The sequence below is a fragment of the Photobacterium makurazakiensis genome (genome assembly GCF_050336715.1).
GTDB lineage: Bacteria > Pseudomonadota > Gammaproteobacteria > Enterobacterales > Vibrionaceae > Photobacterium > Photobacterium makurazakiensis.
Map to the genome: position 1 here is coordinate 145,016 of NZ_JAKJSJ010000012.1, position 24,320 is coordinate 169,335.

14 protein-coding genes are annotated in these 24,320 nt (G+C 46.4%); 8 read left to right on the forward strand and 6 right to left on the reverse strand.

What is annotated here, in order from left to right; translation table 11 throughout:
* The first annotated feature begins 61 nt into the window (after positions 1-61).
* A complete protein-coding gene (gene aceK / locus L4D09_RS05290; RefSeq protein ID WP_428456453.1) occupies positions 62-1,777 on the forward strand; it encodes a bifunctional isocitrate dehydrogenase kinase/phosphatase in 1,716 nt (571 codons plus the stop codon).
* Positions 1,778-1,913: 136 nt separating this feature from the next.
* Entirely contained in the window at positions 1,914-2,372 is a 459-nt protein-coding gene (locus tag L4D09_RS05295) for a hypothetical protein (RefSeq protein WP_428456454.1), read from the forward strand.
* Between the two features lie 62 nt (positions 2,373-2,434).
* Here the strand turns inward: L4D09_RS05295 and L4D09_RS05300 are convergent, their stop codons facing one another.
* Both L4D09_RS05300 and L4D09_RS05305 read right to left on the reverse strand, forming a co-directional pair.
* Complete coding sequence (locus L4D09_RS05300; protein ID WP_428456455.1) at positions 2,435-2,926, reverse strand: putative 4-hydroxy-4-methyl-2-oxoglutarate aldolase; 492 nt, start codon at positions 2,924-2,926, stop codon at positions 2,435-2,437.
* 48 nt (positions 2,927-2,974) lie between these two features.
* A complete protein-coding gene (locus L4D09_RS05305) occupies positions 2,975-3,376 on the reverse strand; it encodes a DUF3293 domain-containing protein (RefSeq protein ID WP_428456456.1) in 402 nt (133 codons plus the stop codon).
* 395 nt (positions 3,377-3,771) lie between these two features.
* Here L4D09_RS05305 and arcA point away from each other — a divergent pair, with 395 nt between their 5' ends.
* Complete coding sequence (gene arcA, locus L4D09_RS05310) at positions 3,772-4,491, forward strand: two-component system response regulator ArcA (protein ID WP_036816827.1); 720 nt, start codon at positions 3,772-3,774, stop codon at positions 4,489-4,491.
* Between the two features lie 107 nt (positions 4,492-4,598).
* Here the strand turns inward: arcA and L4D09_RS05315 are convergent, their stop codons facing one another.
* The 4 genes from L4D09_RS05315 to mnmL form a co-directional block, all read right to left on the reverse strand.
* Positions 4,599-5,168, reverse strand: coding sequence for a hypothetical protein (locus L4D09_RS05315; RefSeq protein ID WP_428456457.1), 570 nt, complete (start codon positions 5,166-5,168; stop codon positions 4,599-4,601).
* A complete protein-coding gene (arcB, locus tag L4D09_RS05320) occupies positions 5,165-7,531 on the reverse strand; it encodes an aerobic respiration two-component sensor histidine kinase ArcB (protein ID WP_428456458.1) in 2,367 nt (788 codons plus the stop codon). Before arcB ends, L4D09_RS05315 begins: the two co-directional genes overlap by 4 nt.
* A gap of 161 nt (positions 7,532-7,692) precedes the next feature.
* Positions 7,693-9,507 carry a sensor domain-containing diguanylate cyclase gene (locus tag L4D09_RS05325; RefSeq protein WP_428456459.1) on the reverse strand — a complete coding sequence of 605 codons (1,815 nt, stop codon included), beginning with the start codon at positions 9,505-9,507 and terminating at the stop codon, positions 7,693-7,695.
* A gap of 206 nt (positions 9,508-9,713) precedes the next feature.
* Positions 9,714-10,655: a tRNA modification radical SAM protein MnmL/YtqA gene (gene mnmL, locus L4D09_RS05330; RefSeq protein WP_428456493.1), complete on the reverse strand. Its 942-nt coding sequence runs from the start codon at positions 10,653-10,655 to the stop codon at positions 9,714-9,716.
* Between the two features lie 606 nt (positions 10,656-11,261).
* On the opposite strand from mnmL, the gene gltB (L4D09_RS05335) reads away from it, so the two are divergent.
* The 5 genes from gltB (L4D09_RS05335) (at position 11,262) to mtnN (ending at position 24,318) form a co-directional block, all read left to right on the forward strand.
* Positions 11,262-15,809, forward strand: a complete 4,548-nt coding sequence (gene gltB / locus L4D09_RS05335) for a glutamate synthase large subunit (protein WP_428456460.1) — start codon at positions 11,262-11,264, stop codon at positions 15,807-15,809.
* Positions 15,802-17,274, forward strand: coding sequence for a glutamate synthase subunit beta (locus tag L4D09_RS05340; protein ID WP_428456461.1), 1,473 nt, complete (start codon positions 15,802-15,804; stop codon positions 17,272-17,274). Before gltB (L4D09_RS05335) ends, L4D09_RS05340 begins: the two co-directional genes overlap by 8 nt.
* A gap of 356 nt (positions 17,275-17,630) precedes the next feature.
* A complete protein-coding gene (gltB, locus tag L4D09_RS05345; RefSeq protein WP_428456462.1) occupies positions 17,631-22,094 on the forward strand; it encodes a glutamate synthase large subunit in 4,464 nt (1,487 codons plus the stop codon).
* Positions 22,095-22,106: 12 nt separating this feature from the next.
* Complete coding sequence (locus tag L4D09_RS05350) at positions 22,107-23,519, forward strand: FAD-dependent oxidoreductase (RefSeq protein ID WP_428456463.1); 1,413 nt, start codon at positions 22,107-22,109, stop codon at positions 23,517-23,519.
* A 103-nt stretch (positions 23,520-23,622) separates the two neighbouring features.
* A complete protein-coding gene (mtnN, locus tag L4D09_RS05355; RefSeq protein ID WP_428456464.1) occupies positions 23,623-24,318 on the forward strand; it encodes a 5'-methylthioadenosine/S-adenosylhomocysteine nucleosidase in 696 nt (231 codons plus the stop codon).
* The last annotated feature ends 2 nt before the right edge of the window (positions 24,319-24,320 follow it).

The window sequence follows — 24,320 nt, forward strand, 5'->3', positions numbered from 1 at the left end:
ACATATGTATAGTACCGATTATTAAGCAAGTATAAGCATAACTGATTCGGAGGGATCCCGAATGACTGCAGCAATGGAACAATTAGTCGCACATACGATTTTACAAGGCTTTGATGCCATGTATGGTCGTTTTTTGGATGTTACCGCCGGTGCTCAAGAGCGCTTCGAGGCAAAAAACTGGTCAGCGGTTCATCAAGCATTAAAAACACGTATAAAGTTCTATGATCACCATGTAGGCCTTGTAACCAGCCAGATTCAGATCATGCTGGGTAAACGTTATGCCAATCACACCTTTCTAATGGGGGTGAAGCGTGCCTATGAAGATCTCCTGCTCGATTATCCTCGTTATGAAATTGCAGAAAGTTTTTTTAATTCGGTTTATTGTCGAATATTTGAACATCGGAATATTAACCGGGATAAACTATTCGTCCATAGTTCACAAGAAAATCGTATTCCCCCCTATCCAACCTCTTTAACTCGCCTATATAACACCGGGGCTGGATTACATTCGTTACTAGAGCGGATTCTTGACGACACGCCATTTACCCAAGAATGGCAAGATAAAGCGCGTGACGTGCAAGTGATCAGCCAACGTTTACACCGCGAACTTGGGGTTGCGATTACTAGCCAACCCGTGATTGAGATGATCAGAGAGCCCTTTTTCCGCAATAAAGCGGCTTATCTAATTGGTCGGCTCCGAATAGATGATCACAATAGTATTCCATTGGTGCTGCCTGTTTTAAATACTGACGAAAATACCCTATACGTCGATGCCTGCATTTGTGATGTAAGTGATGTCAGCATTTTATTTGGTTTTGCCCGCTCTTATTTCATGGTTTATGCACCAGCACCAGGTGCTTTAGTGCACTTTTTAAATGAACTCATTCCCAATAAAACCAAAGCCGAGCTATACACCGCAATTGGTTGTCAGAAACATGGTAAAACAGAGCTTTACCGTGAGTTCCTCCATCATTTAGAGCATTCCAACGATAAGTTTGTTACCGCTCCAGGTATTAAAGGGATGGTAATGTCGGTATTTACATTGCCCTCATACGATTTCGTATTCAAAATTATCAAAGATAAATTCGCCCCCCAAAAAGACATCAGCCACGCGACAGTTAAAGAAAAATATAAATTAGTCAAAGAGCATGATCGGGTTGGCCGCATGGCCGATACGCAGGAATACCGTAATTTTACCTTTGAACGCCACCGCTTCAGTGACGAGTTATTGGAAGAGTTACTTAACGTTGCCCCGTCGATCATTACCGTGACAGATGAGCAAATCATCATTAAGCACTTATACACAGAGCGCCGGATGATCCCGTTCAATATCTATATTGAGCAAGCTAACGAAACCGAATTACGCCATGCCGTTGATGAGTATGGTAAATCAATCAAACAACTCGCCGCTGCCAATATTTTCCCCGGTGATATGCTCTTTAAGAACTTTGGGGTAACACGGCATAAACGTGTGGTGTTTTATGATTATGATGAAATTAGCTATATGACCGAAATGAATTTTCGTCAGATCCCTCCTCCTCGCTACCCAGAGGATGAAATGGCAGCTGAACCTTGGTACAGCGTTGGGGTCAATGACGTTTTCCCTGAAGAATTTAGAACCTTTTTGCTGATAAACCCTACGGTCAGAGCGTTGTTTAACGAGCTTCACAGCGATCTCTTTGACCCGGCCTATTGGCAACAGTTACAGGTCAATATTGCCAATGGGGTCTACGAAGATGTGTACCCATACAGTAATAAACTCCGGCTGGAGCGATAAAACAGAGGTGCATCCCAGTGCATAAATTTAACAGTGTTATTTTTATGCAACTTGTCCTACTCTTATTTGGTTAAATAAAAATAAAGGCGTTTAAAAACGTTAACAACACAATAAAAAAACACAGGGAAGGTGATGCATGCAAAAAATGCTGATCACAGTTGCCCTGCTGGTAGTGGCATTACCAACAACAGCAGCAGAAAAAGGATTATTCGATATCCTTGATGATAGTGATGCATCAGGATGGTTTATGTCTTCTCAATCAAAGGGGGCAGAACAGTTTGATCTTTGGCAAATCGATAGCGGTTACACTTATTCACTCAGTAGCAATACCGAGCTCTACCTCAGTACTCGCCTGAAATCAGGTAATGCTCAACACTCACCCAGCCGTGGGCTGTTATCTGGGGTTAAGTACAATCTCTCTCGTAAATTAAGTTTAAATAGCGCGGTCACATCAGAAACCCATGAAAAAGAAACCGTTATGGGGGTGGAGCTATCCAGCCAGTATGAAGTAACTGAACGACTCAACCTTCATGCAACAATGGATTACGAAGCGCTTGAGCAAATCTACCAACTTGGTATTGGGTTCAAGTTCTAGCTACCTTTCTTTTTCAGTGAAACGCACATGATTGGCCGATCTCATATCGGCCAGCATCGTGTCTATAGTGTCGATAAATCGAGAGAATGCTTACTAAAAATCACACCATTAAGATCAGCGTAAATCATATCCCCAGGATAAATCAGAGTATGGGCAACAATTAGCGTTACATTTTTCTCGCCAGTCTGCCGCTTCACCGTTTTAATTGGACATACTCCCAGTGCTTTAACCCCAATATCAATCGTTGCTAACGTGGCAATATCTCTCGCAGCCCCATTGATAACAATGCCTTCCCAACCATTTTTATGAGCAAGCAACGCAAGCTGATCACCCAGTAAGGCTTTCGTACATGAGCCGTGACCATCAATAAACAGTACTTTGCCTTTTCCCGGTAAACTAACAATATCTCGAACAAGGCTGTTGTCTTCAAAGCAGCGCAGTGTCACCAGCTCGCCATAAAAGACACTTCGACCACCATAATCGTGCATCGCCAAAGGTAACCAATGAATATCCTGTTCATAATGATCACATAAATCGGGTAAGAGATCGTTCATGCTTTTCTCCTTGCATCGCTAGAATGAAATCGCGGTAAAGCCCATTCATTAAGTGTAGAAAAAGCCTCGCCAATCACCCAACCTTTGTATTTCATAACCTTGCAGTAAAACAGGAACTAAGAATAAACTGCCACCCTCGACCCAGTAAATAGCATTTTGCCCCCATTGAGCGGCATAATTTTTGGCAACGTCTAACGGTATGCCGATCATGACGCCTTGCTCTTGCCATTGCCCACTTGGATCGCTACAAATTATGGGTAATAACTGCTGAGTAACGGCTCGAAGCTCAGAAATTAGTCTTTGATGTCGAACATTATTCTGAGAATCGCTAATAACAATGCTTCTCGGGTTAAATGCTGTTAGAATTGCAAAGCAAGGGTAAACAGGGTGTTGCTTGAGATTGAAAACAATCGATTGATAGTTACACCATTGCGAGACTTTTTCACACATAATCAGTTATGCCTTGAGCACGACGCATTTTTTTGTAGCTAATGTTAAACAATGTCGAGAATCGTAATTACAGTTCATGCCGTTTGATATAAATCAAGAAAGTGTCCGAAAGCAGCATCGAAACAAAATCCTATTATTGTTAGCGAGCTGTTAAGTGAATACAATCGTCGCCATCTCAGGGAAATTGTAGCCAATGCCCCTCAACTTTGGGCTTTTCCAGCAACAAAGAATCATCTTTGATAATGCTGGATAAATGGATGGCGTACCAGACAGGCCGCTTCGTTGTGAAATGAAGCATATTTTTCGTAATTCTTTGCCTGTATGTGAATTTATTTTATAGAATTTAACTATTCTGTTTTTGACCAGATTCCGTTTTGAGAAATTAGGTACTGCCAATGCAAACCCCTCACATTCTTATTGTAGAAGACGAGCACGTAACACGTAACACACTAAAGAGCATCTTTGAAGCAGAGGGTTATACTGTCTTTGAAGCTAATGATGGCGCAGAAATGCACCAAATGCTTTCAGAACACCCTGTTCACCTAGTGATCATGGATATCAACCTTCCAGGTAAAAATGGTCTATTACTTGCTCGTGAACTACGAGAGCAAGGCGATATGGCGTTGATGTTCCTAACAGGTCGTGACAACGAAGTTGATAAAATCCTTGGTCTTGAAATCGGCGCTGATGACTACATCACTAAGCCATTCAACCCACGTGAGTTGACAATCCGTGCTCGTAACCTGTTAACCCGTGCGATGAACCAGGGCTTACCAACTGAAGACAAGCGTCTTGTTGAGCGTTATGAATTTAACGGTTGGTCACTTGAGATCAACAGCCGCTCACTGGTTAGTCCAAGTGGCGATCAGTTTAAGCTACCACGCTCTGAGTTCCGTGCACTGCTTCACTTCTGTGAAAACCCAGGCAAAATCCAGACTCGTGCTGAATTGCTGAAGAAAATGACAGGCCGTGAGCTTAAGCCACATGACCGTACTGTTGACGTAACGATCCGTCGTATCCGTAAGCACTTCGAGTCTGTCGCTGATACACCAGAAATCATCGCGACAATTCACGGCGAAGGCTACCGCTTTTGTGGTGATTTAGACGAAGAGTAATCCCTCGTCGATCTAGCCAGTGCCTAGTGTACTGAGTAGTCAATGCAAAAAGGCTCTATTTTAGAGCCTTTTTTGTTTTTTATGCCGCCCCTGAGTACAGCTAATATCTAGAACACCTGATTGATCAGTACACCCTTCTCGATAAGTGTATGTTCATGACCATCAAAGCTTACCGTCACCGCAATATCGGCTTTACTGCCGGGTAACCACTCTGGTCCACCATGTAACGCGGCTTCCAAACTCATGTCACCTTCAGCGCGAATATCTAACTCATCCTTTGCTAGCCATTGCTGTTCCTCTTGAGCCACCATCACCTGTACCACTTCGATCCCTTCCGGTAAGGTTTTCATCTCTTGAGTCAGCAACTTAATAGAAGCATACAGTTTGTTGGCTGGGCTTGTGCCATCATCACCAATCACAGGCATGGTGTTTAGCCATAGTTCACTGCCCAAGTGCAATTTCACACCCGATAGCTCCAGCACCTCCGGCGACTGCCAGATATCAACGTCAGCAGGTAACTGCACGGGCTGCGGATCAACCTCAGGGGTATCCGCTGGCACTTTAACACTTGGGCTATCAACTGCTGGCTTCTCTTCCGGCTGAGGTTCCGATTCACTGCACGCCGTCAAAATAACCAGCATGGCAGCCAACAAAACTAACATCCTTGATTTCATCATTTCTTCTCCTGCTGGGCGAGCCACTCTTTAAGCACGATAAGATCATTGTGATAGCCCTCTTTAATTTCATCAACCCAATCATTAATATTTTCCCACCATGCGGGTAATTCGGGAGATTGGGCTTTTTGAGCGACCTGCTGAATGTGTTTCAAGCCTATAGAGCCTGCCGCACCTTTAATTTTATGCGCTTCGAACTTGATGCCATCTTGATCTTTCGCGGTCATGTTCGAGTCTAAAATTTCAATATATTCTGGCATTTTGTCTTCAAACATCGAGATGCTGTCATACACAGGTTTCGTCCCAACGATCTCTACATATGAGCTTAGCATCTCCAAGTCTAGCAACTGATTAACCATCTCATCACTCGTCCCAGCAGGCTCATCTTGCAGCTCAACCACATCGACCTCGTCTTCGTCATCTAGCGGGCAGGTCAGCACTAGGCGCTGAATAACATCGGTAATAGCTTTTACACTCAGCGGCTTGCTGATTGCATCGTCCATCCCTTTTTCCAGGTATTCATTCTTGTCTTTAATCACATTCGCCGTCAGTGCAACCAAGGCCGGTAAGTAGTCGTACTGTTCTCGTAATGTTGTCGCAATATCAAAGCCAGACATGTCAGGTAGCTGAATATCTAATAAGACCAAATCATAAGCTTCAGGATCAAACATCGCCAGCGCTTCATCACCTCGCATAGCAACGGTCACCTCATGCCCCAACGTTTCAAGGAGTGCCTTCGCAACGGTAATATTGAGTTCAATATCTTCTACCATGAAGATATTTAACCCCAGCTGTTGGGCATGTGGCATCACCTCTTCTTCCTCGACCATATCAACTAATGGCGCGGTTAAAGTGACCGTAAACGTACTCCCTTCCCCCACTTCAGAAGCGACGGTGATATCCCCTCCCATCATTTGCACCAACTGACGAGAAACGGCTAGGCCAATGCCCGTGCCTACCGCATGGAGGTTATCGTTTTCATCTTTAACCTGATAATACATCGCAAATATTTTATCAAGCTCAGCCTCTGGCATTCCAATGCCACTGTCTTCAACCTCAAAGGTAATATGTGCCTGTTGATCGATAGTTTCGCTACTCACAGACATCACAACGCCGCCATCTTGGGTAAACTTGGTTGCATTGCTAATCAGGTTCCAAAGCACTTGGCGTAAACGGGTCGCATCGACATTTATGTTATGAGGTAAGTCGGTCAGCCTTTCGAGATCAAAGCGTAGTCCTTTTTGATCAGCCATTAGGCTAGAAATATTATTCATCTCACTAACAAAATCATCAAAGTCTAACGGCTTTGGCATTAATTCTAAGCGACGGCGATCAGATTTATCCATGTCGATAATGTCATTAAAGATATTACCTAAAGTGATCGCACTAACATGAATTGTGCGCATATAACCATGCTGCTCAGTATTTAATTTGGTTTCTAATAACATTCGGCTAAGGCCGACGATCCCATTGAGTGGGGTACGCAATTCATGACTGATAGTTGAAATAAACGCCGTTTTATCTCGACTCGCTTTTTCCTGAGCTTCTTCATATTGCTTACGCTCTGTAATGTCACGTCCAAAGCCCATCAAACCCAAACGACGTCCTTCTCGGTTATAGAATGGGACTTTTCGTAGTTCAAATAATGCTTTACTGCCATCGGGGTAATCTAACCATTGCTCATAGGTCAATGAGACGTTCTGAAGGAAAACATGCTGATCAGTTTCGACAATTTTCTTCGCAATATCTTCGCTATACACATCCCACGGGGTTAAACCAACCAATTGCTTTTCAGTGCGATTAGTTAGCTCTTCCATAGCACGGTTACAGCCAGAAAACTCGCCCTTTTCATTGCGGTAATAGATCAAGTCAGGAGACGCATCCAAAAATGATTTGAGCAACACACTCTGCTCTGCCAACTCCAACTGTGCATTTTCTCGTTGGTAAACCTCGTTCTCGAGATCAGACATCGCCTCTTGCCGCGCTTCTTCCGCTTTCTCTCGCTCTTCAATTTCAAGGTTAAGTTGGCTAATGTTGTCCTGTAGCTGCTTATTGAGCTGCATGTCTCGAGAGCGCATTTCTTCGAGCTTGGTGACGAGTTTTGAAAGCCGTTGGCGTGATTCTTCAAGCTGATCAACAACCACAGAAAGAAAGTACACAGCCCAGGGGGTGATCAATAAACCAAAGAACACTGAACGTACGATATCAATATCCAGAACTTCACCTTGAAGCACCAGTGTGACCCCTATTTGCACGACCACGGCGAGTGCAACTAAGGCGAGAGCTAAGAGTAAGCTAAACCTGACCAGACCAAGCTTGACCATGAGATCGACATAAAATTGTGCAAGTACTTTGATTTGTTTCATTCTTTTTCCCGTAAATTCCATCAGGAGAGCACTTCCATCATAAAGGGCAACGATAGATAACCCAAGGATATGTTCCACAATTGTGCTGTACTAAAACACAGCCCCAACGCTTACCCCAAAAATAACAAAGCCCGCATCATGCAGGCTTTGGTAAGTCAGCGTTAAAAGTCATCGCTATCTGACATTGACATTGTTCCGTTTCGCCCCATCGCTTTGGCTTTATATAAAGAGACGTCAGCCATTTCAACAAGCTCACCATAGTCTTGGTTTGGCATTGGGGTGATTGTCGCAACGCCTAAGCTCACCGTTAATTTTGTATCAACCTTTGAGTACCTATGGCTTAACCCTTTTTCGGCAAGGCGTTGATGTACCTTGCATGCAACGGCTTCACCACCAGACAGATCGGTATTAGGTAATAAGAAGGCAAACTCTTCGCCTCCATACCGGGCGACTGCATCCGTTTCACGACGTACAACACTACGCAGTACATCCGCCACTTCTCGCAGCGCAATATCACCTTGTTGATGGCCATAATTGTCATTAAAGGCTTTAAAATAATCGATGTCACACAAGATCAACGTTAACGGGTTTTGCTCACGAATGTGGCCATGCCACATCTTCCGTAACTGCTCATCAAAACTTCGGCGGTTAGCAACTTTTGTTAAGCTATCAATAAAACTCAGCTCCTGCAGCTCCATAATTGCATCTGCAAGTTGTTGCTCCGCCATTTTCCGCTCGGTAACATCCCTTGCCATCACCAGTACACCCATCGTGCCATCTGTTGGGTCTTTATAGGGTGACTTCAGTACTTCATACCAAACCAGTGTCCCATCTTCCAGCATAACGCAATCATCCATTTTGATGCTTTCACCAGTTTTGAGCACCTGTAAATCGGTTTGCTGGGATGCGCCCCACTGTTCTGGTCGTAAAATATCTTTCGCTAGCTTGCCGATTAAGCTTTCTTGTGTGTACCCTAGCGACCGAGCAAAAGGTTCATTACAGCCGACGTACACACCATATTCATTATATAAACCAATAGGGTCTTGGCTGGCGTTCAAGATCGTATCAAGTAGTATGTTGCGTTGCGCCAGTGCCAGCTCGGTAACTTCGCGCTTTTCAATTTCGTTTTTCAATACTTCCTGCATTTCATGCCAATCAGTAACATCATGGCTAATGCTCAACGTACCAATGGCTTCACCCTTATCCCCAATAAGCAGATTGCGATTGGTTTCTAGCAAACGGCTCGAACCATCTGGAGCCGTCGTCCAAGAATGATTCGCCCCGCTTATCATAGGTAGCTCAATATCGTGCTCAACGACGCCTTCTTCAACACGTCCACGCCAAAATCGGTCAAAAGCTTTATTGGTGCCAATCAACGCTCCGCTTTTGTTCTGATAATAAACCAACTCAGATAATGAATTGAGTACCTGCAGGAAGACCCGTTGATCTTGTTCAAATTTTTCGTGGTGATCTTGGTGCTCTTTCTCTTTATAGATGAACAGCATCCAATACGACTGCCAATTGCAACGCACTGATTGGCCAGAAAAAGAAAACTTCAGGGTTTTTCCGTTTGCCAGTTTAAATTCTTCGACAATATCGTTAAAACCATGGAGCTTGGCAAGAGGGCGAATAAAATCTCGTACCATCTGCACATTGAGCTCATCGGGATATAGGTACCTGTCATGCAGCTTCCGTACCCCCATTAATTCACGGCAGGGCTTATTACCGTAAAGTAAATGGCCGTCCTTTTTCCTAACGACCGCTACAGCGATTGGCATATAAGTTAAGATGGCGTGTAGCTTACGGAATGAAACAAATTCAAGATGATGGAAGAGCAAAGCCAGTAAGCCACAGCTTACGACAGCAACAATAATAAGCAGAGAGGTGAATAATGCCGGGTGGTTATAAACAGCTTCGCTTGAAGCCCATGCAGGAGCCGTAAACCATGGCAACAAAATCAATATTATTGATACCATGGTTTTCATCCCCAACAACTCTGACGCCGTCGCCCTAATAGAATGAGGCGTCAAACAACGGCGTTGGAACAAAGAAAGGTTTAAACGTATTTCCTGCCAGAAAGTGCGCATAGTTATTGATTAGGGACATATTATTCCTCGTAATCTATCATACTTCACTGCGGGATCTTAAGCCTTCTCGATGAATTTACAGCGATAACTCATGGCTAGCGATTAATCTTTGTTGGCAGGTAGACAAATGGCATACCAATTGCGCTGCCCTGTTCACCTTGAGTATCAAGGTTACGGCCAATTTCAGTCATGGCTAACCAACGGTTTTCACACCACTCAGGCGCAAGTAAGGTCGGCTTACGGGCACTGGCAGAGACACGGTGAAAAACAACCTCAGGCGGTGTCAGTCGGATCATTTCTGATGCAATATCGGTATAGTCTTCAAGCGTTAATGCATCCAGCCGACCCGCCTTCCAAGAGCGCCCCATGATACTCCCTTCAACAAGGTGCAAGGGATGTAATTTGATCCCATCAACACCTGCAGCAACCGTGCGGCGAATCGTATCAAGGTTATCTTCTTTACTATCCCCAGGTAGGCCAACAATCAAATGGGCACAGACTTTTAGCCCTAATGCTCGAGCTCGCTTAGCGATGGCTTCATAACAGGCAAAGTCATGACCACGGTTAATACGTTTTAAGGTTTTATCGTTGGCAGTTTGTAAGCCGAGTTCCAACCAAATTTCATACCCCTGTTGGTGATAACCAGCAAGCAGTTCTAATACTGCATCGGGCACACAATCCGGTCGTGTTCCTACGCATAGGCCAACAATATCGGTTGCTTCTAACGCTTCTTCATACATTGCCTTTAACTTTTGTACTTCAGCATAGGTACTAGTGTAGGCCTGAAAGTATGCAAGGTAACGTTTAGCCCGATCAACAGCGCCAGCACGCTGATGCAACTGCTCTGTTATCGATTTGTACTGAGCTTGCTCATCGGCAAATGAAGCGACATTACAAAATGTACAACCACCACGCCCAATCGTGCCATCACGGTTCGGACAGCTAAAACCACCATGCAGGGTCAGCTTGTGTACTTTTTCGCCATAACGGCGTTGTAAATCTTGTCCAAATGTATTGACCAGTTCATGGAGTTGCATTTTGCCACCTAGCGATTGGGGATTGTCGAAAAAAGCGGCACAGGTTAGCACCGAATAACTACCGAAGGTTTGTGCCAAAGCAAAGAAAACCGTTTTTTCGTGCCTCATCAGCTCAATGAAAATAAGCAACAGGATAAAGAGGACCACATTACAGTGCCATTTTTTATAACCATAAAATAACAGCGGGTATAAAACGAATTTTATTCAAAATGAGAACTATTCCCGAATAATATCTCAGTTTTGAAAAGAAATGATTCATTGTCAGCCAGAAGGAAGACTGCAATAGGTTAATTTTTGTTGGTAATTAATAATTCAAAAATGTAGGATAGTTACAGTTGTGTGCAATTTATGAACGATAAATGTGACTATATATTGTTAATCTTGAGTGATATATATCGCAACCCCTCAAAAAAGTAGTGCTTTTGCATACCAGAGCGAGAGTGCCACAGAATTTAGTTTGCTGATGATTTTTAACGTCATCCGACAGCAAACTCCATTATTGACCGCCGGACAGGAGTCCATTACAGGTTGTCAGTAATGCCAAAACAAATTAGGGATAACTCAGACGCCTGGATTGGCGCCTGTTGAAACTGGAAGGAAGTATCTATGACAGATCAAGAGCTGAATGCTCAGGGACTTTATGTGCCTGAATTAGAGCACGATGCCTGTGGTATCGGCTTTGTGGCCCACTTGAAGAACCGCAAATCCCATGAAATCGTCACCCAAGCCCTTGATATGCTTGCACGGATGGAACACCGTGGCGGCCAAGGCTGTGATCCATGTAGTGGTGATGGTGCGGGTATTCTGCTGCAAAAACCCCATGAGTTTCTTCTTGAAGAAACCGTCAAACTCGGCATTCGCCTTCCTGCATTCGAGCAGTACGGTGTCGGTGTAGTACTATTCCCTAAAGACGAGTACAAACGCCAGCAATGCCGCGATATTCTAGAGCGCAATGCCAAGCGCCTTGATCTTGAAGTCATTGGCTACCGCGTTTTACCTGTCGATAACTCGATGATTGGTGAAGATCCGCTGAGTACCGAGCCTCAGTTCGAACACGTCTTTATCACTGGCGGTGCAAACCTTGATCCAGCTGTTCTTGAACGCAAACTGTATGTATTGCGTAACTATACGGTACGTGTTTGCTTAGAAAGCATTTCTAACATTGGCGACGACTTCTATATTAACTCGCTGTCTTACAAGACATTAGTATACAAAGGTCAGTTGACGACCGAGCAGGTTCCCCAGTACTTCCTTGATTTGCAAAACCCATCAATGGTAACGGCTCTGGCGTTGGTTCACTCTCGTTTTTCAACCAATACCTTCCCAAGGTGGCGTCTAGCACAGCCTTTCCGTTACATTGCCCACAATGGTGAAATCAACACTGTTCGCGGTAACCTTAACTGGATGAAGGCGCGTGAAGCGATCTTAGAATCAGATCTATTTAGTCAGCAAGAAATCGATATGCTGCTGCCTATATGCCAAGAAGGCAGTTCAGATTCATCCAACTTCGATATGGCACTCGAGTTACTGGTTCTTTCTGGCCGTAGCCTGCCACACGCACTAATGATGCTGATCCCTGAAGCTTGGCAAGAAAATAAGACTATGGATCCTAAGCGTCGTGCCTTCTACCAATACCATGCCAATGTCATGGAACCATGGGACGGCCCAGCATCTGTCTGTTTCACCGACGGTGTGCAAGTGGGTGCAACTCTTGACCGTAATGGCCTGCGTCCATCGCGTTATACCGTGACCAAAGATGACTTCCTCGTGATGGCCTCAGAATCTGGCGTGGTTGAAATTGAACCAGAAAACGTTCAATTCCGTGGTCGTTTGCAACCGGGACGTATATTTGTTGCCGATCTTGAACAAGGTCGCATTATCTCTGATGAAGAAGTCAAAGATAGCATCGCTTCAGCGCAACCTTATGAGCAGTGGGTAAAAGACAACCTGCTGACATTAAAAGGCTTACCAGAAGCTGATAATATGCACCACCAGCCCACTCCAGAGCGCCTGCTTAACCATCAACAAGCCTTTGGTATGAGCTCAGAAGAAGTGAACGACATTCTCGTTCCGCTGGCTAAAACTGGCTATGAACCTTTAAGTGCAATGGGTGCAGACTGGCCACTGGCGGTACTATCGCACCAGTCACAGCACCTATCTAACTACTTTAAGCAGCTCTTTGCTCAGGTGACCAACCCACCGATTGACCCAATCCGTGAACGTATGGTGATGTCGCTTAATACCTACTTAGGTAAAGATCAGAACCTGCTGGCGGAAACCCCAGAGCACTGCCAAAAAGTAGAGCTCGAGTCGCCAGTTCTGAGCAATGCTGAACTTGAAAAGCTGCGCGCGATTGATAAAGAGCACTTACAAGCGAAAACGCTGGATATCGTATTCCGTGCCAGCGGTGAAGAAGGCAAGCTAGAGCGTGCCCTGAAGCGTATCTGTCAGTATTCAGAAGATGCAGTAAATGATGGCTACTCAGTCATTATTCTGACTGACCGTGCAGTAAACTCTAACCACGCAGCAGTTCCGGCCATGCTTGCTGTTGGCGCGGTACACCACCACCTGATCCGCAAAGGTCTGCGTGCGAAGTGTGACATCGTTGTTGAAACCGGCGATGCACGTGAAACGCACCACTTTGCAACACTGGTGGGCTACGGGGCAAATGCGGTTAACCCATATCTGGTAACCGAGACCATCGTTGATCTGCAGCGTAAACGTAAGCTTGACCCAGAACTACCGACGGAAGAGTTGTTCAACAACTACCGTAAAGGGGTTAATGGCGGGTTACTTAAAATCTTCTCTAAAATGGGGATCTCAACGCTACAGTCATACCATGGCGCGCAAATTTTTGAAGCTCTGGGTATCAGCAAATCTGTGGTCGATAAGTACTTCACGGGTACGGTTTCACGTATTCAAGGCTTAACGATTGATGATATCGCCAAAGAAGTACTGGTACGCCATCGCGTGGGTTACCCAACACGTGAAGTGCCAATCCAGATGCTCGATGTTGGTGGTGTTTATCAGTGGAAACAGCGTGGTGAAAAGCACCTGTTCAACCCTGAAACTATCTCATTGCTACAGCAGTCGACCCGAAACAAAGACTTTGACCAATTCAAAGAGTATGCCGCAGAGGTTGATGCTCAAGGCGATAACGCAGCAACACTTCGTAGCCAACTTGAGTTTATTAAGAGCCCAACAGGCTCGGTACCACTCGATGAAGTAGAACCAATTGACAGCATTCTGAAGCGTTTTGCCACAGGTGCCATGAGCTTTGGTTCAATCTCTTACGAAGCTCACTCAACGCTTGCTGTTGCGATGAACCGTATCGGTGCGAAATCTAACTCAGGTGAAGGTGGTGAAGACCCTGACCGCTTTGAGAAGAAAGAAAACGGTGACTGGGAACGTTCGGCGATCAAGCAAGTAGCTTCTGGTCGATTCGGCGTGACTTCTTACTACCTGACTAACTCTGAAGAAATTCAGATCAAGATGGCTCAAGGCGCAAAACCAGGCGAAGGCGGTCAACTGCCGGGTGATAAAGTTGATGACTGGATCGGTGCAACGCGCCACTCCACCCCTGGAGTAGGCCTAATTTCACCACCGCCACACCACGATATTTATTCAATCGAAGATTTAGCTCAGCTGATCTACGACCTGAAAAATGCCAACCGCGCGGGTCGTGTCAACGTTAAGTTAGTATCTGAAGCGGGTGTCGGTACGATCGCCTCTGGTGTAGCAAAAGCCAAAGCAGATGTCGTACTAATCGCAGGCTTTGATGGCGGTACAGGCGCATCGCCAATGTCATCTATTCGTCACACGGGTCTACCGTGGGAGCTAGGACTAGCGGAAACGCATCAAACCCTACTGAAAAACGGCCTACGTAACCGTATCGTCGTTCAGACCGATGGCCAAATGAAAACACCGCGAGATCTTGCAGTAGCAACGCTACTGGGGGCTGAAGAATGGGGTGTTGCCACAGCGGCCTTGGTGGTTGAAGGCTGTATCATGATGCGTAAGTGTCATAAAAACACCTGTCCTGTGGGTATCGCGACTCAGAACAAGAGCCTGCGTGAGCGCTTTGATGGCCGCGTAGAAGATGTCGTCACCTTCTTCCAGTACATGGCTGAAGGCCTACGCGAAATCATGGCTGAACTTGGTTTCCGCAGCATTGAAGAAATGGTTGGTCAGTCACACAAACTGAAAATCCGCGAAAACATCGGCCACTGGAAATACAAGAACCTCGATCTTAGCCCGGTACTGTTTATCGAGCCGGCTCGTGAAGAAGATGGGGTATACAACCAGCGTGAACAGAATCATAACCTTGAAGACGTGCTTGATCGCAAGTTAATTGAAGTGGCAGCGCCAGCACTGTACGAAGGTAAATCCGTTGAGGCTGAATTTGACATCATCAATACCGACCGTAGCGCCGGTACGATGCTGTCGAACGAAATATCAAAAATCTACAAAGACAAAGGTTTGCCACAACCAATGAACGTGAAGTTCAAAGGTTCAGCTGGGCAGAGTTTTGGTGCCTTCCTAGCGAAAAACGTCAAGTTTGAAGTGGAAGGTGATGCGAATGACTACTGGGGTAAAGGCCTATCTGGCGGTACATTAGTACTCTACCCTGATGCGAAATCTGACATTGTCCCAGAAGACAACATCGTCGTCGGTAACGTGTGTTTCTATGGTGCAACCTCAGGTGAATCATTCATCCGCGGTATGGCAGGCGAGCGTTTCTGTGTACGTAACTCGGGGGCAAAAGTCGTCGTTGAAGGTGTGGGAGACCACGGTTGTGAATACATGACTGGCGGTGCAGCCATAATCCTAGGTCAAACAGGCCGTAACTTCGCTGCTGGTATGAGTGGCGGTGTGGCATATGTTTGGGACCAATTCGAAGACTTTGATACCAAACTAAACCCAGAACTGGTTGACCTCGACCCTATCGAGCAAGAAGACAAAGAGCTACTGTTTGACATGCTAACCAAGCATGTTGAGCTAACAGGCAGTACTGTAGCAGAAACTTTCCTATCTAACTTTGAAGCAAACCTTCAGAAAATGGTCAAAGTGATGCCAAGGGATTACAAAGCAGTACTACAGAAGCGTAAGGCTGAAGCAGAAAACAAGGAAGAGTTGGAGGCCATCAATGGGTAAGCCTACAGGATTTTTAGAATTTGGTCGTGAGCTACCAAAGAAATTAGATCCCAGCGTTCGTATTCAGGACAACAAGGAGTTTGTTCTGAACGAAGAGTTCGGTGATAAGATCAATACGCAAGCCTCACGCTGTATGGATTGTGGTGTACCGTTTTGCCATAACTCATGCCCGATCGGTAATATCATCCCTGAATTCAACGATGCTGTTTATCGTGACAGTTGGGAAGAAGCGTGGAACATTTTAAGTTCAACCAATAATTTCCCGGAATTTACCGGACGTGTATGCCCAGCACCTTGTGAAAGTGGCTGTGTATTAGGGATTAATCAAGATCCAATCACGATCTGTAATATCGAGAAAACCATTGTTGAAACGGCATACCGTGAAGGCTATGCCAAACCTAAAGTCCCTCGCTCTCGCTCAGGAAAAACGGTTGCGATCATCGGTTCAGGCCCTGCAGGTCTAGCCGCTGCCGAACAGCTAAACAGTGCTGGCCACTGTGTAACTGTATTCGAGCGTGATGAAAAAGTGGGTGGCCTACTGCGCTTTGGCATCCCTGATTTCAAACTGGGTATGGATGTTATTGATCGTAAAATCAATTTAATGGCCGATGCCGGCATTAAGTTTGAGGTTAACGCTCACATTGGTGTTGATATCAATGCCCTTCAACTACGCCAAGAATTTGATGTGGTCTTGCTAACGGGTGGGTCAACGGTTCCTCGTAACTTGCCTATCCCAGGTCGTGAGCTGACAGGCGTTCACTATGCGATGGAGTTCTTGGCGCAGAATAACCGACGAGCCAATGACCTCGACCTAAAAACCGAGGAAATCCACGCCAAAGGTAAGCATGTTGTGGTCATCGGTGGTGGTGATACGGGTTCAGACTGTGTCGGAACCTCTAACCGCCATGGCGCAGCAAGCATTACTCAAGTTGAGATCATGCCACTGCCACCGGAGCAGCGTCCAGCCAACCAACCTTGGCCTTCATACCCGATGATCATGAAGACTTCGACGTCACATGAAGAAGGTTGTGACCGTCACTGGAATATCTTGACCAAAGAATTCATTGGCGATGAGGCGGGCAACGTAAAAGCCTTGCGCATTGCTGATATTCAATGGGAAGAAGCCAAGCCGGGCGAGCGTCCAAACTTCAACGAAGTTGCGGGTTCAGAGCGTATCATTCCTTGTGATATGGCGTTCTTAGCAATGGGCTTCTTGCATCCAGAGCCAACAGGTGTCCTTGCTCAGCTTGATATCAAGCTTGATGAACGTGGCAATGTTGCAACTCAAGGTTTTGCGACTAGCCAAAAAGGCATTTTTGCCGCTGGCGATATGCGCACAGGCCAATCACTGGTTGTACGTTGTATCAATGAAGGTCGCGAATGTGCCCGCGAAATTGATGCTTTCTTGATGGGTGATTCGAACTTAGAAGCAAGAGCTGACTCGTTGATGCTTTCAAACGTTTAATTACGCTCTCGCTAAGTCAAATGAAAATGGCATAAATACCAAGCCGGCTCTAATGAGCCGGCTTTTTATTCCGCACAACTCCCCCCAAACCAAAACTTATCCTCTTCATGTCCCCCTTCTACCAAATGAGATCTCACTCGCGAGACAGAATGTGAATCTGCTGGTGAAAGTTTGACCTTTTTGTAAATAGTCGTTAACTTGAAAAGTCGCTGGAAGCACATAAATACCTATAGCCGTACCCGACGAGCACAGCATAAAGTTAAAGAAAACAGTGCTGAGGTAAGTTCTCGATGATAAGGACCGTCATCAAAATGCAGTAATACTGCTTAATAAGGCAGAAGCAAGGGAGAGTTGCAATGACACTGTATGACCCAACGCTAGATAAAGACAACTGTGGTTTTGGGCTTATCGCCCATATCGAAGGAGATACCAGCCACAAACTGGTTCGCACCGCCATTTCGGCTCTAGATCGCATGACCCACCGCGGTGGTATTGCTGCCGATGGTAAAACCGGAGACGGTTGTGGTTTATTAATGAAAAAGCCTGATAGTTTCTATCGCATTATCGCCGAAGAAAAAGGCTGGAAGCTATCACGAGAATTTGCCCTTGGCATGATTTTTTTCAGCCAAGACCCGGTATTAGCCGAACAAGCTCGTACCATCATTAACGAAGAATTAGCCAAAGAAACCTTATCATTGGTAGGTTGGCGCGAAGTCCCGATCAACCCACAAGTACTTGGCCCAATTGCCAACGAAACCTTGCCAAATATCGAACAGGCGTTTATCAACGCCCCTGCAGGTTGGAAGCCCCGTGATATTGATCGCCGCCTCTATGTTGCACGCCGTCGTATTGAAAAACGTATAACCCAAGATCCTGACTTTTACATTTGCAGCCTATCGACTCAAGTAACGGTTTATAAAGGGTTATGCATGCCAGCCGATTTACCTCGATTCTACTTAGATCTTGGTGACATTCGGCTTGAATCATCTATCTGCCTGTTCCACCAGCGATTTTCCACCAATACCCAGCCACGTTGGCCACTCGCCCAACCTTTCCGCTATCTGGCCCATAATGGTGAGATCAATACCATCGCAGGCAATCGCCAATGGGCTCGCGCGAGGGCTTATAAATTTGCTTCACCGTTACTCCCAGATCTGCAAACAGCGGCACCTTTTGTCAATGAAACCGGCTCTGACTCATCCAGCCTCGATAATATGCTAGAGCTTTTCCTCTCTGGTGGTATGGATCTATTCCGTGCCATGCGCATGCTCGTACCACCAGCATGGCAAAACCACCCCGATATGGATCCGGAATTACGCGCCTTTTATGATTTTAACTCCATGCATATGGAACCATGGGATGGCCCTGCAGGCATCGTCATGTCTGATGGTCGCTACGCCGCCTGCAGCCTTGATCGTAACGGTCTTCGCCCTGCTCGTTATGTGATCACCAAAGACAAGCTGATCACATTAGCGTCAGAGATTGGGATCTGGGATTACGCGCCAGATGAGGTAGCAGAAAAAGGTCGAGTCGGTCCCGGCGAGTTGCTGGTGATCGACACAAAATTTGGCAAAACGTGGCACTCAAAAGATATTGATAATGAACTAATGGGCCGCCATACCTATAAGGATTGGATGGATAGCCACGTTAAGCGTCTTATACCATTTGAAAATTTAGGCGATGAACAAGTCGGGAATCGCTCGCTCGATGATCATGAGCTTAATACCTATCAAAAGCTCTTCGGGGTTAACCGCGAAGAGCTGGATCAAGTACTACGAGTCATCGGCGAAAACGGCCAAGAGGCAACAGGTTCAATGGGTGATGATGCTCCGGTTGCGGTGTTATCGTCAAAAGAACGTGCTATCACCGACTACTTCAGACAAATGTTTGCTCAGGTCACCAATCCGCCCATTGACCCGCTACGCGAAAAGCATGTCATGTCACTGGCAACCTGTATTGGCCGAGAAATGAACGTCTTTTGCGAAACCGATGGCCATGCTTATCGGGTGGCATTTGGCTCTCCAGTTTTGCTTTACTCTGATCTTGTTCAGTTGCTTGAACTCGATAATCAGCACTACCGTAATAGTATTATCGATATCAATTTCGCCCCGGCAGAGAAAGATCTCGAACAAGCCATTATTGATGTTTGCAACCAGGCTGAACGGTTAGTACAAAACGGCACCGTATTGCTGGTTCTGTCTGATCGTGGTATCAACCCTGACAAATTGCCAATCCCTGCTGCGATGGCTGTCGGTGCGGTTCAAAATCGTTTGATCGAGAAAAACCTACGCTGTGATGCCAACATCGTGATTGAAACCGCCACTGCCCGCGATCCACATCAATTCGCTGTCTTGCTTGGCTTTGGCGCCACCGCCGTTTACCCATACCTTGCTTATGAGTCGCTAGGTAAACTCATCGACAACGGTGCAATATCTAAACCCTATCGTGAAATCATGGTGAACTACCGTAATGGGATCAACAAAGGACTGTTTAAAATAATGTCCAAAATGGGGATCTCAACCATTGCGTCATATCGCTGTTCGATGCTGTTTGAAGCCGTAGGCTTAAATGATCAGGTGATCGACCTCTGCTTCAAAGGTGTCTCTAGCCGGATCCAAGGCGCTGATTTCTCAGACTTCCAGCAAGATCTATTCAACTTGAGCCGCCGAGCTTGGCTCAAACGCAAACCCATTGAACATGGTGGGTTGCTCAAATATGTACACGGCGGCGAGTTCCATGCCTATAACCCTGACGTGGTTGGTACCTTGCAACAAGCCGTGAAGTCCGGCGATTACCAAGATTACCTTGCCTTTGCCAATCAAGTGAATGAACGTCCTGTGGCTGCAATACGCGATCTACTGGCGCTGAAACAGTCCGATAATCCAATTAATATACAGCAAGTAGAAGCTGCAACAGCACTCTATAAGCGTTTCGACTCAGCTGCTATGTCAATTGGCGCGCTAAGCCCTGAAGCCCATGAAGCACTCGCCATCGCGATGAATCGGCTTGGCGGCTGCTCTAATTCCGGCGAAGGTGGCGAAGATCCGCGACGGTTTAACAGTGAGCGTAATTCACGGATCAAACAAGTCGCGTCAGGTCGATTCGGGGTAACGCCACACTATCTGGTTAATGCCGATGTCCTGCAAATTAAAGTTGCCCAAGGGGCAAAACCTGGTGAAGGCGGTCAGCTCCCTGGGCACAAAGTCACAGCAGAAATAGCCAAACTGCGCTATGCCGTACCTGGCGTAACGCTCATCTCACCACCGCCTCACCACGACATTTATTCAATAGAAGATTTAGCCCAGCTGATCTTCGATCTTAAGCAAGTAAACCCGACCGCCATGGTGTCGGTTAAGTTGGTTTCAGAGCCCGGCGTTGGCACCATTGCCACAGGTGTCGCCAAAGCCTATGCCGACTTAATTACTATCTCAGGTTACGACGGCGGCACCGGTGCAAGCCCACTTACCTCCGTAAAATACGCTGGCAGCCCTTGGGAACTTGGGCTTGCAGAAACCCAACAAGCACTCGTTGCTAACGGCCTACGCCATAAAATCCGTTTACAAGTCGACGGTGGCCTTAAAACCGGACTTGATGTAGTGAAAGCCGCCATTCTTGGGGCTGAAAGCTTTGGTTTTGGCACCGCGCCTATGGTGGCACTCGGTTGTAAATACTTACGTATTTGCCATCTCAATAATTGTGCGACAGGTGTTGCGACTCAAGATGAAACTTTACGCCGCGACTTCTTTAAAGGCTTGCCTGAACAAGTCATGAATTACTTTATCGGCCTTGGCCAAGAAGTAAGAGAATTGCTCGCTCAGCTAGGGGTCGAAAAGTTAACGGATTTAATTGGCCGAACTGATTTTCTCGAAGTACTTGAAGGCTATACCGCCAAGCAGAGTAAACTCGATTTATCGCCGGTACTTGCAACAGCAACACCGCTTGAAGGTAAAACACTCTATTGCAGTGAACCCAACACACCATTTGATGATGCCAAACTCAATGCCGAGTTACTTGAACTGGCGCTACCCGCGATAGAGCAGCGTGCTGGCATCGATATCTACCGCGAAATACGCAATACCGATCGCTCAGTCGGCGCCCGACTATCTGGTGAAATCGCCCTACGTTATGGCAATCAAGGTATGGCGGCAAACCCAATCAACCTTCACCTGACAGGTACGGCTGGCCAATCATTCGGGGTATGGAATGCCGGAGGGTTGAATCTATGCCTAACAGGTGATGCCAATGATTACGTCGGTAAGGGCATGACTGGCGGTGAGATTACGATCCGCCCCCCATTAGGCTCAGCATTTAAATCCAGCGATGCCACCATTATCGGTAATACCTGCCTTTATGGTGCAACGGGTGGAAAGCTGTTTGCTGCCGGCAAAGCAGGTGAACGTTTCGCGGTACGTAATTCAGGCACTGTCGCAGTCATTGAAGGGGCTGGTGATAATGCCTGCGAATATATGACTGGGGGTATCGTTGCCATATTAGGTAAAACTGGCGTTAACTTTGGCGCAGGCATGACCGGAGGGTTTGCTTATATCTTGGATGAAGATGGTGATTTTTCGGGTCGCGTTAACCCAGAGTTAGTTGAAGCTATCCCCTTAGAAAAATTAAAGATTCACCAAGAGCATCTGCGTGGACTTATCGATCAGCACCTTGAGAAAACGAACTCAGACCGTGCGCAAGAAATTTTAGCCGAGTTTGACTTGTGGATCCCACGTTTCTACCTCGCTAAGCCAAAATCTGCCGATGTAAATACTTTACTCGGCCATCAGAGTCGCTCGTCTGCCGAGCTACGCGTTCAAGCACAATAGGGAGGGAAACCGATGAGCCAGAACGTATACCAATTTATTGATGTTGCGCGGATCGACCCACCTAAAAAGCCACTAAAAGTGCGCAAAATTGAGTTTGTCGAGATCTATGAACCGTTTACCAAGCAGCAGGCCAGCGCGCAAGCCGACCGCTGCCTTGATTGCGGCAACCCTTATTGTGAGTGGAAATGCCCAGTACATAACTACATTCCCCAATGGCTAAGGCTTGCCAATGAAGGGCGGATCATTGAAGCCGCTGAACTGGCACACCAAACCAATACCTTGCCAGAAGTCTGCGGTCGTGTTTGCCCCCAAGACAGGCTCTGTGAAGGCGCCTGTACCCTAAACGACGACTTTGGTGCCGTGACAATCGGTAATGTCGAAAAATATATCACCGACAAAGCGTTTAAAATGGGCTGGAAACCTGATATGTCACAGGTTGAATGGACTGACAAAAAGGTCGCGATTATCGGTGCGGGGCCCGCAGGTCTCTCCTGTGCTGACATCCTCGTCCGTAACGGGGTAAAGCCTGTTGTCTTTGATCGCTACCCCGAAATTGGTGGCCTACTGACCTTTGGCATTCCTTCTTTCAAACTCGAGAAAGAAGTAATGATCAATCGTCGCCAGATCTTTACCGAAATGGGTGTCGAGTTCCAGCTCAATACAGATGTAGGTAAAGACATCTCGATGGCACAGCTATTGTCTGACTACGACGCCGTATTTTTAGGCGTTGGTACCTATAAGAACATGCGGGCAGGTCTCGACAACGAAGATGCCCCTGGTGTGTATGATGCCCTCCCGTTCTTGGTTTCGAACACTTACCAAGTGATGGGTTTAGAGGCAACACAAGGCTTCATTGATATGAAAGGGAAGCGAGTTGTCGTGCTTGGGGGCGGCGATACCGCGATGGATTGTGTTCGAACGTCAATTCGCCAAAGTGCCAAAAGCGTAACCTGTGCCTATCGTCGTGATGAAGCCAATATGCCAGGATCTAAGCGTGAAATAAAAAATGCTAAAGAAGAAGGCGTAAAGTTCATGTTCAACCTTCAGCCAACGGGACTTGAACTGAATGATAACGGTCATATCAGCGGGATAAACGTTATAAAAACCACACTCGGCGAGCCAGATGAAGCAGGCCGACGACGACCGGAACCAATAGCAGGCAGCGAGCATATTCTACCTGCCGATGCAGTGATCATGGCGTTTGGGTTTCAGCCCCACGCGATGCCATGGCTCAATGAGTTTGATGTCGAGCTAGATCAATGGGGGCGAATTAAAGCCCCAGAGCAAGCAAGCTTTGCATTCCAGACCAGCAACCAGAAAATCTTTGCTGGCGGTGATGCAGTAAGAGGCTCTGACTTAGTCGTTACCGCCATTGATGAAGGGCGAAAAGCCGCAGAAGGGATCCTTGATTTTCTTGAGGTATAGAGCATCGGCAATTTGGTAATTGCCGCCTCGCTCATGCTACAATCGGTGCATTATAAACGCTCCCGTTCTGGGAGCGTCTTTCACTGCACAAGAGAACCTATTGATGAAAATCGGTATTATTGGCGCGATGGAACAAGAAGTTGCCATCCTAAAAGATCAACTGACTAACCGTGAGACGCACAACAAGGCAGGTTGTACATTTTACACTGGTACCCTAAATGGTGCCGATGTTGTCTTACTGCAGTCTGGTATTGGTAAAGTAGCCGCTGCAGTCGGTACTGCAGTACTACTAGAGATCTTCCAACCGGATGTGGTACTAAATACCGGTTCTGCTGGTGGTTTTGATAGCAGTCTGAACCTTGGTGATGTTGTCATTTCTACCGAAGTTCGCTACCACGATGCCAACGTAACCGCATTTGGTTACGAAATGGGCCAAATGGCACAACAGCCAGCCGCTTTCTTGTCTGACAACAAGTTGATGGATGTAGCCGAACAAGCCCTTGCGAGCATGGAAAACACCCACGCTGTACGTGGCCTGATTTGTACTGGTGACGAGTTTGTTTGTTCACCAGAACGCCAGTCATTCATCCGTGAACACTTCCCAACGGTTATCGCTGTTGAAATGGAAGCAGCAGCTATCGCTCAAGCTTGTCACCAGTTCAACGTACCTTTCGTTGTTGTGCGTGCTATTTCTGATGTTGCTGATAAAGAATCACCAATGAGCTTTGATGAGTTCCTGCCTCTAGCAGCCAAGAGCTCTTCGGTAATGATCGATAAAATGGTTGAGCTACTGAAGTAACC

Bases quoted from the DNA above. Each gene is read 5' to 3' on its own strand.
- L4D09_RS05315 (WP_428456457.1), bottom strand. From the start codon at position 5,168: ATGATGAAATCAAGGATGTTAGTTTTGTTGGCTGCCATGCTGGTTATT.
- gltB (WP_428456462.1), top strand. From the start codon at position 17,631: ATGACACTGTATGACCCAACGCTAGATAAAGACAACTGTGGTTTTGGG.
- aceK (WP_428456453.1), top strand. From the start codon at position 62: ATGACTGCAGCAATGGAACAATTAGTCGCACATACGATTTTACAAGGC.
- L4D09_RS05350 (WP_428456463.1), top strand. From the start codon at position 22,107: ATGAGCCAGAACGTATACCAATTTATTGATGTTGCGCGGATCGACCCA.
- gltB (WP_428456460.1), top strand. From the start codon at position 11,262: ATGACAGATCAAGAGCTGAATGCTCAGGGACTTTATGTGCCTGAATTA.
- mtnN (WP_428456464.1), top strand. From the start codon at position 23,623: ATGAAAATCGGTATTATTGGCGCGATGGAACAAGAAGTTGCCATCCTA.
- L4D09_RS05305 (WP_428456456.1), bottom strand. From the start codon at position 3,376: ATGTGTGAAAAAGTCTCGCAATGGTGTAACTATCAATCGATTGTTTTC.
- arcA (WP_036816827.1), top strand. From the start codon at position 3,772: ATGCAAACCCCTCACATTCTTATTGTAGAAGACGAGCACGTAACACGT.
- L4D09_RS05325 (WP_428456459.1), bottom strand. From the start codon at position 9,507: ATGGTATCAATAATATTGATTTTGTTGCCATGGTTTACGGCTCCTGCA.
- mnmL (WP_428456493.1), bottom strand. From the start codon at position 10,655: ATGCAACTCCATGAACTGGTCAATACATTTGGACAAGATTTACAACGC.
- L4D09_RS05295 (WP_428456454.1), top strand. From the start codon at position 1,914: ATGCAAAAAATGCTGATCACAGTTGCCCTGCTGGTAGTGGCATTACCA.
- L4D09_RS05300 (WP_428456455.1), bottom strand. From the start codon at position 2,926: ATGAACGATCTCTTACCCGATTTATGTGATCATTATGAACAGGATATT.
- arcB (WP_428456458.1), bottom strand. From the start codon at position 7,531: ATGAAACAAATCAAAGTACTTGCACAATTTTATGTCGATCTCATGGTC.
- L4D09_RS05340 (WP_428456461.1), top strand. From the start codon at position 15,802: ATGGGTAAGCCTACAGGATTTTTAGAATTTGGTCGTGAGCTACCAAAG.